Annotated in this window: 1 pseudogene; it reads left to right on the top strand. The window is 43.5% G+C overall.

The features are described 5' to 3' along the window. Window positions 1-207, top strand: a pseudogene (locus tag CES81_RS13310) (hypothetical protein); the annotation flags it as partial.

The raw sequence follows: 207 nt of genomic DNA, 5'->3' as shown, positions 1-207 counted from the left end.
ATGTAGCGGGGATTGAAGAGGTTAACGCCAAACAAGATAAAATTGGTTACACGCCAGCTGACGATTCCAAAGTAGCCCACCTATCTGGTGCTAACAATTTTGACACTGTTCCAACAGTCAACGACAACCCGTTATTGCTTGCCAGTAGTTTACCATCTGATATTGCACGAACTGGCCAAGATGCCAACTTTACTGACAAACTACAAA

Source organism: Secundilactobacillus pentosiphilus (assembly GCF_002217985.1).
GTDB classification, from domain to species: domain Bacteria; phylum Bacillota; class Bacilli; order Lactobacillales; family Lactobacillaceae; genus Secundilactobacillus; species Secundilactobacillus pentosiphilus.
Note: the sequence above shows the minus strand (reverse complement) of the source record. Positions and strands in the feature narration are given on the sequence as shown.